Genomic DNA, 13,980 nt, shown 5'->3' with positions numbered 1-13,980 from the left:
TTCGAGATTAGACTAGCAAGCGTTGCTAACGGTAGTACCAGTTTTCGCTCATCTATAAGTCCAGTTGTCAAAATCACGAATTATCTGCGTTGTCTTGCAATGGCACAGTCAATGGCCCAAGTGAATCTAGGTAACCTGTGTCTTTTTTTATTAATTTACTGAAATTTATAGGGTTATCCCGCAAGCTTTTGAGTGGTTGGCCTAACCCTAACCCGCCCCGAGTTCGAACCCGTTTGACTCGCTCAAAATCAATTTCAATTGGAATAATTTCTTCGCCGATATTGGCTTGATAGATAACATTGCCATCTGGCTCTACGACGATTGACTGCCCTGTGCCGTAGGGTTCCGACGCATTAATACCAAACACATAACATTGGTTCATCACTGCGGTTGACTGCGACATAATTAATTCTAATGGTCTATCAATAGTGCCGGTTAGAGTTGGAAAAATAAGTACGTCTGCACCGTCACAAACCATAGCTCTAGCCACTTCTGGAAACCAAAGATCGTAACAAATTGCAATGCCGATACGCCCCCCTGGCACGTCAAAAGTCACTATGTCTGACCCTTCCTTTACACCTGATTCATAAGGTAAAAATGGAAATATCTTACGATAACGTGTGACTATTTCACCGAGGTTATTGATCACCGTTGAGGTATTGTAAATGTCATCACCGTCCTGCTCATACTGAGAACCTGTGATTAACCATACGTTATTGTCTTTGCACAATTTTTGATAATGATGTTCGGCCTGACTGGGGAAACTCGATGCGTATTTTTTTTCTGGCCCGTAGGTACAAAGCTCAGTTAAAACAATCATGTCAATCCAGGGAAACCGCTTTTTGGTTTTGACTATGTGTTTTGAAATAACATCTAAATTGTCGCCGCTTTCTAATTTTAATTGCAGTCCTGCAATTGAAAAATGACTCATAAATACACTCACGGTTAAATTGACGTAATAACGTAGTTGTTTGTGTATTTAATGTACGTGCTGAATTGCAAGATAGGTTAGTACCAGTTTGAAGTTAGTTATAGGGCCAGTTTAACCAAACTGATAATTGAAGGACAACTGCAACAACTAGGTGATCTCTCCTATAATGTCGAGCTCTCGAACAAAACAATAATTTTGATCAAACCATTTCATCTGTTCTCCGTCTTGAACTACATAAAAACATTTCTCTTCACCGTAACCCCATAAGTCCCATTTACGATAGTATTTACCGCCTTCAATCCACCAGTGACCGCTATCATATTCATCATCTTTGCCGCCGGTATGGCCCAGCATCGTGCCGTCGGCCAACAAATCTATGGTGCAAGGCACACCGTAAACCATCTGACATTCGAGTCGAACATTGGTTAAGGCTTGTTTGAGTTTTTCGCCGGTTAACAGTCGACCTTTAGCGTTAGTTAACTTCTCTTCGAATTCTTCGGTTAGTTGGTGAATTAAATCAGCGAGTTTTTTAACCCCTATTTGAATTCGCTCGTTTGGAATGCTGGTTATGCCCATTCTAAAACAATTTTCAGGGTAATCTGATTTGGCAAAATAACGTTTAACTGGTTCTATTAAAATACCTTTTGCCGCAGCTTGCTCACGTAAATGTTCGCCGTCTAACTCTTTTGGTCCGGTGATCCAATACGCTGTACCACCTTGAATGGGTCCAGTATCAACACAATTTGGTAAATAGATGTTAAGTGCTTCACGCAGGCTTAACCAACGTTCAAAAAACAACTTGTGGAGCTGCATCATGTACGCATCGTAATAACCTAAAGATAAGAAGTACGCCACAGCACGCTGATTATTTAAAGGTGGATTGCGTAACATAAGTTTACGAAGCTTTTTGAGCTCTAATATTACTGATGCCTCTGCGACAACAAATCCCATTTGTATGCCAGAAGCCAAAACTTTGGATAAACAGGAAATATACACGACTCGATTTTCGGTATCTAAACTTCGTAATGCCGGGTGGGGTTGACCTAAAAAGTTACTTTCGAATTCAAAGTCGTCTTCGATAATAATTAGGTCTTGTTCCTGCGCCTTTTTAAGCAGCTGATCACGCCGTTCCATAGACATAGTGACGCTTGTTGGCGTTTGATGGCTTGGCGTTACATAAACCGCATTACACTCATTAAGCGTGTCGTTTACCACCATGCCGTTGTTATCAACGTCTTGGTATCTAAGTGACGCACCACGTTGCAGCAACAATTCACGCATTTCAGGATAACCGGGTTCTTCAACCGCAACAGTCACTGACTTATCAACAAATAGCTCGGCCACTAAGTATAAAGCTTGTTGTGAGCCTACCGTAATTAGAATTTCATCTTTAGACGCTTGAATACCCCGCCGAGGAAGGATTTTAGTTCTGATCTCATCGAGTAACATAGGGTCGTCTTCACCCTGTAATTCCGACCATTGAAATATCTCTTTGGTGGCATTTGCTTTGTTAGTTGCTTCGCGCCATTCACGAACCGGATATAATGACGAGTCAAATTTTCCGTCAATAAATGGGTAGATATAACTGCGCCAATTTGCAGGGCTAGATGTGGCATTTGTTGTCGCGACTGCCCCTTTGAACTTATGACTATAATTACTTGGGGCAAGTTTGTTATTCGTCGCCAGGGATTTTCCCACACGACCTTGTTGCAACGCTTCACTAACGTAAATACCACTGCGCTCGCGGCTGACAATATATCCTTCATCAAGTAAGGTTTGATATACCAAAACAACGGTATTACGTGAGACTTCTAACTGCTTTGCTAATACACGAGTCGACGGGAGTTTGCTGCCCGCTGAAAACGCACCAATAAGAATGCCTTCCACTAATTTGCGGCGGATCTGACTTTGCAGGCTTTCTTCACTGTCGTGTTCGATGTGTATTAGTCGGCTCAACATGGTCTTTGATCTTCTCCCCGATAAACGGACACGTTAATAAAGTTTGTTATAACTGATTGTCAGTTATAACAAACTTTGTCTAAAACACACAAACATCTCACACATACCTAAACGTTAACTCTTACGATGCCAACTTAGTAAAAAGCTGCTCAAATTTGCTTAAGCCTTCTTCTAGGGTGTTATCGTCTATGGTCAATGCAGGCAAAAATCGGATCACATTGCCGTAAAAACCACAGGCCAATAGTATGAGTCCGGCATCTGCGGCACCGGCGATTATCGCCTGAGTGAGCGCTGTGTTAGGTTGCTCTGCATCGCCGTTAGCAACAAGCTCTATTGCAATCATGGCTCCTTGATTTCGCACTTCTAAAATCAACTTTGGATGCGCTTGTTGTAATGCTGTTAGCCTTTGGTTAAATACCTCGCCAATTTTATTAGCGCGTTCAACTAGGTTCTCTTTGGCAATGATGTCTAATACCGCCAACGCCGCAGCACATGCCACCGGTGAACCACCATATGTACCACCTAAACCACCTGGCAATGGCGCATCCATCACGTCACTTTTGCCAACTACAGCCGCGATTGGAAAACCACCTGCAATACCCTTTGCCATTGTCATTAAGTCGGCTTCAACCCCTGCATGTTCAAAGCTGAACATCTTGCCGGTACGGCCAAAACCGGTTTGAATTTCATCGGCAATTAACATGATCCCATGGTCGTCGCATAACTTTCTAAGGGCCTGTAAAAACTCGGCTGGAGCCGCATAAAAACCACCTTCTCCCTGCACTGGTTCAACAATAATGGCTGCTACATCAGTCGGTGCAATGTCCACCTTAAACAGGTTTTCAATGGCTTTGAGAGACTGTTGAACTGTTACGCCATGCGCCTCCATCGGATAAGGTGCATGGAAAATATCACCGGGAAATGGCCCAAATAGGTTTTTGTAGGGCGTGATTTTACCAGTCAGTGCCATGGTCATATTCGTACGCCCATGGAACCCACCATTAAACGCAATTACACCGCGGCGTTTAGTTTGTGCTCTTGCTATTTTGATGCAATTTTCAACAGCTTCTGCGCCAGTAGAAACAAATATCGCCTTTTTGTCACTGTTACCGGGCGCTAGACTTGTTAATTTTTCGGCTAGCTCAACAGCCACTTCATAAGGATTAACCATGACGCAGGTATGACTAAATTTGTCGACCTGCGCTTTTACCGCGTTAATCACTTTTGGATGACTATGGCCGGTATTACATACCGCAATACCTGTTCCAAAGTCGATGTAACGTTTGCCTTCAACATCCCATACTTCGGAGTTAAGCGCTCGCTCAACGTAAACCGGATATACATTGCCTTGACCGCGGGCGATGACCTTGCTCTTTCTATTTTGTAATTGTTGATTGTTCATTTTATTTACTCTAATTCGTATTGATTAATGACAGGTCTATTAACTCAGGCCACCCATGCACAGGTATTTAATTTCTAGATAATCATCTAGCCCATACTTTGAACCTTCACGGCCACTCCCCGATTGTTTTACGCCACCAAAAGGTGCTGCTGCGTTAGAAATAAGACCTTCGTTTATACCGACCATGCCGTATTCAAGACCTTCTGCCACCCGCCAAATTCTACCGATATCTCTGGCATAAAAATAAGAAGCAAGACCGTATTCGGTAGCGTTGGCCATATCGATGACCTCTTGTTCTGTCTCAAAAGTAATAATGGGGGTTATCGGGCCAAATATTTCATTAGCGGCCACGGGCATGTCATTGGTGACCTGAGTCAACACGGTCGGTTGATAGAAATTGTCTCCGGCGGGTGAGCGCACGCCGCCCAATAAAACTTTTGCACCTGCTTTAACTGAATCAAGCACTAACTTGTCGACATCATCTACTGCGTTTTTAGCGATCATAGGGCCAATTACAACCCCCTCTTCTACGCCATTGCCAATTTTGAATTGCGCGACAGCCGCGACAAATTTGTCGGTAAATGCCTGCGCAATGTCTTTTTGAACAAAGATACGATTAGTACACACACATGTTTGTCCAGCGTTGCGGTATTTTGAAACCAAAGCCCCTTGCACCGCCGCGTCGATATCGGCATCGTCAAATACAATAAATGGTGCGTTACCACCGAGTTCCATCGATACTTTTTTAACGCTCGTGGCACATTGCGCGATGAGTTGTTTGCCAACGGCGGTAGACCCTGTAAACGTGAACTTAGCGACATCTGGATGTTCAGTGAGCACTTTCCCCATGCCTTTGGCATCTTCGCCGACAACAATATTAAACACTCCACCTGGGATACCGGCACGTTCTGCAAGTTCGGCCATTGCTAACGCCGATAATGGCGTTTGAGTTGCAGGACGCCCAACAAAAGTACATCCCGCTGCAAGTGCAGCGGCGGCTTTTCTGGCAATCATCGCATTAGGGAAATTCCAAGGAGTAATAGAGGCCACAACACCAACGGGTTGCTTGATAATAACGATTCGTTTGTCACCCGACGGCGCAGGAATAGTATCGCCATAAACACGCTTGCCTTCTTCTGCGAACCATTCGATAAAAGAGGCGCCGTAGGCAATTTCGCCTTTCGCTTCGGCCAAAGGTTTGCCCTGTTCTAACGTTAAAATTCGAGCCAAATCGTCTTGATGTTCCATCATCAGGTTAAACCAATTTCTTAATAATACGGCTCGTTCTGCCGCCGACTTACTCGACCATGCTTTAAGTGCTGATTTGGCAGATTTAACCGCTAGCTCAGTTTCTATAACCCCCGCATTTGAGACGTTAATGAGCAACTCACCGGTGGCAGGGTTAACAACAGCAAACTCAGTTTCACTGCTGTGCCAGCTGCCATTAATATAAGAATACTGCTTGAGCAGTTGGTTATCGTTTAACTTATTCATTGATCACTCCGGGTTCGATTATTTGCATCGCTTATCTAATGTTAGCTATTGAATATTATTTTTGCCTCAGGTTAAATACAAAACATTAAACCTTTAGTTTGATACTGGTAAAACTAATGCAAAATAGATCTATCCTCCCAAAACCACTTTCTGAATATGATTTGCGGCTATTGAGAATTTTTGTCGCGGTGGTTGAACACAATGGGTTTGCCGCAGCTGCAAACACCTTGGGCATCACGCGTTCGACAATAAGCATTCATATGTCTAACTTAGAAACTCGAATGAAACTAACCCTTTGTTTACGTGGCCGAGGTGGATTTTCGTTAACAGAAGATGGCCAAGTTATATACCGAGCCGTTATGGATTTGTTTGAATCTTTTGACGGTTTTTCACTGTTAGTTAATTCGTTAAGCCAAGAGCTTAGCGGCGAACTTGTGATCTTATGTGCAGATCAGTTAGATAATGCTAAGCAAACCAAACTCGCTGAGGTTATTCAAAAAGTCCATGAGCTGTCACCCAACCTTAATCTTGTTTTAGATGGCGATTCAATATCAGACGTAGAACGTGCATTACTCAAAGACAAAGCTCACATCGGTCTTATGCCGCGTTATCAACAAATTGAAGGATTAAATTACAAAGAAGTGTTTAGCGAAAAAATCTACTTATGTTGCAGCCATCAACATCCATTTTTTAATAAAACTGACAACGAAATTACCGAACAAGACTTAGCCAGCGCAGATGCGGTTCATCCTGGCATTGATATAGACCTTGAAGGTCGCACGCAACTTAAAAAGCTAAACTTGTCAGCTAAGGCATATCAATTTGATACGCGCAAGGCGATGATCATGTCCGGTTGTTATATCGGTTATTTGCCTCAAAGTTTTATCCAACACGACCTTAACTTAGGGTTAATGCGGATAATTAAACCAAGTCAGTGCTTTTACCCTTTTAGCCTATTTATGGTCTCCAAGAAGAATCCAAGAGATAACCGTAAAGTGGAACTAATCACCAACATATTTAATCAAGTGTTTGATCCCTAATGGGTCCTCCTACCGCATATTAGAATGCCTATATTCATTACGGTTAAAAGGCGTCATCGCAAGTAGTTATTGTACATTACGAGAAACTAAAATCTGAGCTTCTAAGCTTTCATTTTTAATTAGCAGTAAGTCTCAGAACACGGTACGATCGGGTTTTCTGTTGTTATTAGTAATCAAAACATTATGTCATCACTTCCCTATTTAAATGGTTATCCGCCAAACTTGATTGATCAGATTGAGCGGCTAATTGATAACAACAAACTTGCGCAATATTTGTTTTCTCGTTACCCACAAAATCATGAGTTTAAAAACGATAAACAACTACGTGACTATGTCATGGCGATTAAGAATCAATTTCTCAAAAAATCGGCTCCCATTAATAAAATTCAATACGACAACAAATTACACGTGGTAAAAAATGCACTTGGCACCCACACTTACGTGTCTCGGATCCATGGCAGTAAATTAAAAAGTAAAAACGAAATTAGGATCAGCTCCATATTTAAACTGGCCCCAGAGCCCTTTTTAAATATGATCACGGTACATGAATTAGCCCACGTAAAAGAGCTTGAACACAACAAAGCTTTTTATAAACTCTGCACCCATATGCTACCCAATTACCACCAACTTGAGTTTGATACGCGGGTTTATCTTACCTACCTTGAAACACAAAAAGGCGAAAATTAATGCAACCCCAAGCCGACCCGTTTATTGTTCCTAAGTGCCTAGAAGAGATTGCTGTGGTGTTTGAAGATGAACACTTAATCGTGATAAACAAACCCACAAAGCTACTGAGCTTGTCGGGAAAACACCCTTTGAACATAGACTCAGTTCACCATCGGATTTGTAAAGATTTCCCAACCGCGACACTTATTCACCGACTCGACTTTGGTACATCAGGTTTGATGTTGTTGGCCTTAAATAAAGACATCAACAAATTGTTATGTAAGCAATTTAGTGAACGTACCGTGGTTAAACACTATGAAGCCGTGCTCGATGGCCAGGTAAGTCAACTCGAAGGGGAAATTGATATTCCAATCACAAAAGACGTCGAAGGTTTTCCGTTACAAAAAGTATGTTATGACACCGGAAAAATAGCTAAAAGCCAATTTGAAGTGATTACTTTTAATGCCGCAAATAATACCACTACAGTTCGATTCAAACCGAGTACAGGTCGCACTCACCAACTTCGATTGCACGCCCTTAGTTTTGGTCATCCCATTATCGGTTGTGACTTATATGATAAAGAACAGTCCTTTTTTAAAGCCGACCGACTCATGTTGCATGCAAGTTTTTTGCAATTTTTGCACCCAATAAGCGGTGACCCAATGACGTTTGAGTCTGACAGTGGTTTTGTATTTAATGATTAAAAAGTGTTTCCACAACGACACCTTCCCCTCACAAACTCGGCGTTGAAACATTCTGGTGCATAACTACTTTCCATAATTCATTTTAAGGAAAACCAATTGAATTTGTCATCCCCCCCCTTAGTTTGTTAATGTCAAAATATGTCGTTGAAAGGACGTAGGTACCAAAGTGGAGTTCAAATATTTTTTCTTATGTACTTCGAACTACGTGACTGAACTTAATCGCAAAACTAAAAAAAGGAAAGTCGCTTAGTGTTACGTCTACTATCCTCATGCCTACTACTAATATTATGCTTTGACGCCGCGGCAAAACTACAAAAATACAACTCACTATATACCTACTACTCTAAGCCCCCTTTCATTGTCGATGTTCAAAAAAAAGCGGGATTGTTTTACGATTTTGCTCGGTATTTGTCGGAGAAAAATCCAGGTGCTGTATTTAATGTTATTTATATACCGCGAAAAAGACTTGAACAGCAATTAAAAAATGGACAACTCGATGGGCCAATACTTGGTGTTAACCCGCTTTGGTTTAATGACAAGCATGAAACCAAATACCTTTGGACTGCGCCTATTTATAACGATATTGACGACTTTGTTTCATTAAAAACATCGCCATTTGAGTTTAAGGATATAACTTCGCTGTACAACAAAAGCTTCGCCGGCGTGTCGGGCCTTTATTATGTTGATTTAAATGAATTAGTTGCACGTGATAAATTGGACCGAGTAGACACTATTGGTGATCAACAAGTATTAACAATTGTCGAAAAAGGTTGGGTAGATTTAGGCGTGATTAGTCGTTCAACATACAACTATTTACTTAAACACAAAAAAATTGATAACAATTTTCACCTATCTACCATTCCCCATGAAAGCTTTGAACGTAGGGTACTCATCCCTCAAGATCAAAAAGTATGGCATGAGTTTTTGCAACCAATTCTACTGCGCTTACCCCACGATCCAAAATGGCAAAAAATACTAAGCCAATACTAAATACAGAATTTCATTTTGAACATGAACGTAAACCTGTTTGTAATCCATTTCCTTTAATAAAAACAACGACAATTTACATCCAACGAAAAACGTTTTAACGAAAATCAAACCAATTATTTTTTGCGGCTATTAACCATATAAAAACGATTTCGTTGACTCAAATCCAATAAATCCCAAGCAGTTATTACCACTCTAAACCGCATTCTATTTAATGGCTTATTTCTACTGACTATTATTTGACTTACTATTATTTGACTTACTATTGTTAACAATTTACAGTTCACAAAACAAAAAAGAATCAGTTACGTAAATAATTGAAACAATAAGCAGGTAAATATGAAGACATTAATGGGGCAACAGCCTTTCAATAAATATTTGTGGCGAATACTAATTCTCACGGTAGCCACAAATATCGTGGCGTGTTCAGCTAAAGATGACGATGACGTTAAAACTGAGCAACCCATTAAGTACGAAACTGGCGTTTTCATCGACTCCCCCGTCGCCAACATTGATTATCAAACAGAAAATACCAACGGTAAAACAAACTCCTCTGGTGAGTTTCAATACCTGCCTGGAGATAAAATCACATTTTATATTGATAATATCTCGCTTCCACAAGTGCCCGCTTCTAGCGTAATTACCCCAGTAGATATTGCTAAAGCCGCGAGCGATGACCTAGATACGCAATCCAGCATCGCGGTCAATATTGCGCGCTTATTGCAAACTTTAGATAACGATGGCAACCCTGACAACGGTATTGAAATCGAGCAAGACCTAGTCGCAGACTCTGCAATTGATTTTTCACTACAACAAGTGGCATTTGAAACTGCGTTTATTTCTGTGCTACCTGAAAAAAACCTCGTCTCGGCAGAGACCGCAATTACTCATATAGAGAAAGTACTTACAGATAGCGGCATGGATACTTCGGTTATCACCAATTTTCCACTAATTGATAATAATGGTGAAACTGGCAGTGGTGAAACTGGCGGAGCTGTAAGTTTAACTTCTCTGCCTAAAGTTATTACGAATACAAACGGCTTCTCACAGCAAGTTGAGCTTAATGGATCGCTGCAAAAGCTGGTCACTTTAGAGCTGGATATTGCTCAAAACTATGCAAGCTTAAGCTTATTTTCGGACGACTCATTACTGATAGACAACATCGACATCCCGGCAGCAGGTTCACATACCTTGCAAGTTCTTGTCGAGCTTTCAAAAACGGGTCCACAAGAATTTAAATTTGTTGGCCGAACTTCAGACATCACCATTAATGCAGTGACAGTCACTGACATTTCACAACAAATGGCGAGCTTCACAGATATCTCTGAACAGATTGGTTTACAGACCGAAGATACATTTAAATATGGCGGACCTTCCGTAGGTGATGTAAATAATGACGGGCATTATGACTTTGTAACCGCCAATCACAATTACATCCCCCCACAACTCGTCACTAATAATGGTGATAATACGGTTACGATAAAACGCCTATTTCCAGGAGCTCAAGATTTTCATGGTAACGCATTGGGTGATTATGATAACGATGGTGATCTGGACATAATGGTCGCGTTAGGTGGGGCAAATGGCACAAGCCCTACGTCATATGCTTTGTTGCAAAACAACAATGGTGTATTTGAAAACGTTGCAGTAGAAGTTGGGATCAATACGCCAGCACGCGGACGAGCGCCTCGATGGGTCGATTTTGACTTAGACGGTGATCTTGACGTGATGCTTGCTAATGCAAAAACACCAAACAACGACGGTCCAATCCAGCTATTTTACCGCAACATGGGTGATGGTACGTTTACCCAAGCACGGGTACCTGGTGTTGAAAGCCAAAATTCTGAACGTGTGTTGATCACAGATGTAAATGGTGACCAAATAGATGACCTAGTGATGTACTCGCCATTATCTATTTGGCAAGGCAACGGTAATTTCACGTTTACCAATGTGACCAATACACTTCTACCGGAGGAACTTCGCAATGTTTGGGGCATTAATGCAATAACCGATGTTGATGTGGATAACGATGGAAACTTAGATCTTTATTTAGCCTTTGGTAAAACACATTATCAGTTATCCAGAAAGTCTATCGACTTCAACCCAACCAACGGCGAGCTGAATATTCATGATGATGGTGAAAAAGGCACAACGTTAATCGACTTTACCGCACAAGGTGCGGTCACACTTTCCGATCTAGGTTTAACCTACCGTCAATGGAATGGTGATTATCCGATCTTTTTAGGCCAAGATAAAACACGTCATGTTGTCAAAGCTGAAGGCTTCCAACCTAATCAGCTGCCCGCCGAAATGCTAAATGCCGACGAAACGCTAACAATTAACCAAGACGACGCGACTGGTTGGGCCGAAGAGCGATCAGTAAATGGTCTTTATATTGGTCATACAGGGGACGGCAACTGGAAAGCAGAATGGGTACGTGATCAAGATATTTATTGGAATGTATCATTCACCCTAACCAATTTAAGTGACGTCAGCTATGACTGGACACCAAACAATCGTAACGGCCAAGACTACTTACTGCTAAATCAAGGCGGCAAGTTTGTCGATGCTAGCGCAGATTGGAATATACCAAAAGGTGGTGATCACTGGGGCGTTACGCACGGTGATTTCAACAATGATGGTTGGAATGACCTATTTGTTTACCGCTATGGATTTTTGCAGGAACGTATTTCAGATCTCCTGCTATTGAACACAGGTGACAATAGTTTTGTCACGACCCATATGCACGGTGCGTTTGATATTACCGACAATGGACATGGCGACATGGGTCAAGCATTCGACTTCGATAAAGATGGTGCTGTCGATATGCTAAGTGGTAGCGAAGAAGGTGGTCATTGGTATTTGTGGCAAAACAAATCAATTAACGACAATAACTATTTACTTGTTGATGTCGGTTACAGTCCACTAAAAAATGTCGATTCTATGTCTGCGGAAATTATTGTGACTTTGGATTCAGATATTACCTATAAAAAACGTGTTGGATCAGCTGGCGAAGTATTTTCAGCGGGTGTTATTGATACCGTGCATTTTGGTCTAGGTAAAGCTTCTAACGTCAGTTCAGTCCAGGTGAAATGGCGCAATGGCGAAACCGTATTCATAAACAATGTGACGGCAAATTCAATCATCTCGACTGACGATGCTGCAAATCCAATCCCAGTGGCGATAAACTTAGGCAGTACTGAAATTAAGTTACGTCAAGGTACAGATATTTTTCTGGAGCCGGTTTTCACGCCATTAAATGCTAAGCCAGATTTAGTTTGGACGTCTAGCGATGCCGCAATAGCAACCGTCGATGCACAGGGCATTGTAAGCGGGCTTGCAGTTGGTGATGTAACCATTACAGCAACATCGAACCTAGACACTACGGTTTTTGCTGCAGTAACGGTAAAAGTCGGTGAGTTTGAGGTTATTAAAGTTTCAGACGTCAAAATTTCGGGTGATGAACAAGCATTTTATGTTGCTCAACAAACCCAGTTAACTGTCGCCACTGCGCCTAGCGACGCGGATAACTCAGCTGTCACATGGAGCAGCAGTAATGAAACCGTAGCGACTATCGATGCAGCTGGCCTTGTTTCAAACCTTTCTGTTGGCAGCACTAAAATCACAGCGACAGCAGATGACAGTAAAGATGCCACTTTAGTTACTGATTCTGTGGATATAACCGTTGAAACGTTTTTAGCGCAATCCATCGAATTTGACGATGACAGCAAATACACCACAGAACTTCCTGTAGATATTCTCTTAGATGTTACGGTAAATTATCACGCTGGGTCAGGACAAACCGTTAGTGACGCCGGTATAACATTTTACGTAAGAGAGCTTAATTCAGCTTGGGTTCCTGTTAATGACCTCATACTGACTGATCTAACCTCTGTAGGAACGGAGTCGGGAACAGCCACCAACTCGTTTGATTTGATTGACCTTAAGCTCACCTCTGAACTAGACGCTGGAAACTTCTATTTCCTGTTCGTTAAATTTTCTAACGACAAAGGCGAAAGTGTAAACAAGGGAATATCACCGTTAAACATTGTTGCCGCTAGTGGCACAAACACTGGTGGCAGTGGTGGCAGTAGCAGCAGTGGTAACGGTAATAGCAGCACTGCAGGCGATGTTTGCACCGACTCTGATAACCTATTGAGTTGCGGTAATTTTAATGGTGAAGAAGCCGATACAAGTGAATGGTATAGCTATGCTAGGGATAACTACACTACTGACCTTTCTAATGAAATTTCAGTTAGCACCGAACAAGCAAATGGGGGCAACAGTAGCATCAAATTTGCATTTAATGACGCAGGTACAGAGCAACATATCATTTTAAAAGGCGTGAAATTTGAGGTACCTAGCGCTGGAGAGTATCAATTTAGTGCCGACGTTTTAGGGACTAACTTATCAACCGGAAGTGACTACATTATTGAAATTTCAATTCGACTTGAAAGCACACCAGAAGCAGCTGAGACATACAAACTCTGGCATAAAAAGTCAGCTGATGTTTGGCATACGTTATCTACAACACAAACATTACCAGTAGGCGAATATATTGTTGGATTCAAAGTATTCAGCCCGGGATTTGCAAATACATTAACGCTTGATTACTACTTTGATAATTTAACGATTAAAAAGTTATAGCAATAATTTACCCCATATAAGTCAGATTTTGCGCCGTGGATTTACCTAAAAATAGAGCCTTGTCACTGAATCTGACTTTTACATTTTAAATATAATCAAACTCCACTTTTGTCGTTATTTAACTTCACTTTTCATGTAGACCACTCTACA

General features: G+C 41.6%; 9 protein-coding genes. 5 read left to right on the top strand and 4 right to left on the bottom strand.

Translation table 11 applies throughout. From position 1 onward, the window contains the following. Positions 1-73: 73 nt before the first annotated feature. The 4 genes from Q4575_RS14595 to Q4575_RS14580 form a co-directional block, all read right to left on the bottom strand. On the bottom strand, positions 74-931 hold the full coding sequence (locus Q4575_RS14595) for a carbon-nitrogen hydrolase family protein (RefSeq protein WP_303523326.1): 858 nt from the start codon (positions 929-931) through the stop codon (positions 74-76). Positions 932-1,078: 147 nt separating this feature from the next. Continuing rightward, on the bottom strand, positions 1,079-2,890 hold the full coding sequence (locus Q4575_RS14590; RefSeq protein ID WP_215961820.1) for a PLP-dependent aminotransferase family protein: 1,812 nt from the start codon (positions 2,888-2,890) through the stop codon (positions 1,079-1,081). Between the two features lie 121 nt (positions 2,891-3,011). Continuing rightward, entirely contained in the window at positions 3,012-4,292 is a 1,281-nt protein-coding gene (gene gabT, locus Q4575_RS14585; RefSeq protein ID WP_215961821.1) for a 4-aminobutyrate--2-oxoglutarate transaminase, read from the bottom strand. A gap of 39 nt (positions 4,293-4,331) precedes the next feature. Further along, positions 4,332-5,786, bottom strand: coding sequence for an NAD-dependent succinate-semialdehyde dehydrogenase (locus tag Q4575_RS14580; protein ID WP_303523325.1), 1,455 nt, complete (start codon positions 5,784-5,786; stop codon positions 4,332-4,334). A 116-nt stretch (positions 5,787-5,902) separates the two neighbouring features. Here Q4575_RS14580 and Q4575_RS14575 point away from each other — a divergent pair, with 116 nt between their 5' ends. From Q4575_RS14575 to Q4575_RS14555, 5 genes are all read left to right on the top strand, one after another. Continuing rightward, positions 5,903-6,826 (top strand): LysR family transcriptional regulator, encoded by a 924-nt coding sequence (locus tag Q4575_RS14575; RefSeq protein WP_215961823.1) that lies wholly within the window; start codon positions 5,903-5,905, stop codon positions 6,824-6,826. 183 nt (positions 6,827-7,009) lie between these two features. Beyond that, a complete protein-coding gene (locus tag Q4575_RS14570; RefSeq protein WP_303523324.1) occupies positions 7,010-7,513 on the top strand; it encodes a YgjP-like metallopeptidase domain-containing protein in 504 nt (167 codons plus the stop codon). Beyond that, complete coding sequence (locus Q4575_RS14565) at positions 7,513-8,196, top strand: pseudouridine synthase (RefSeq protein WP_303523323.1); 684 nt, start codon at positions 7,513-7,515, stop codon at positions 8,194-8,196. Before Q4575_RS14570 ends, Q4575_RS14565 begins: the two co-directional genes overlap by 1 nt. Positions 8,197-8,445: 249 nt before the next feature. Next, positions 8,446-9,186 (top strand): transporter substrate-binding domain-containing protein, encoded by a 741-nt coding sequence (locus Q4575_RS14560; protein WP_303523322.1) that lies wholly within the window; start codon positions 8,446-8,448, stop codon positions 9,184-9,186. Between the two features lie 336 nt (positions 9,187-9,522). Beyond that, positions 9,523-13,830: an FG-GAP-like repeat-containing protein gene (locus Q4575_RS14555; protein WP_303523321.1), complete on the top strand. Its 4,308-nt coding sequence runs from the start codon at positions 9,523-9,525 to the stop codon at positions 13,828-13,830. Positions 13,831-13,980 lie beyond the last annotated feature (150 nt).

Origin of the sequence: Psychrosphaera sp. 1_MG-2023, assembly GCF_030548245.1 — a bacterium.
Classification (GTDB): Bacteria; Pseudomonadota; Gammaproteobacteria; order Enterobacterales; family Alteromonadaceae; genus Psychrosphaera; species Psychrosphaera algicola.
The sequence above is the reverse complement of the archived record's forward strand: the minus strand, read 5'-3'. Positions and strand labels throughout refer to the sequence as shown.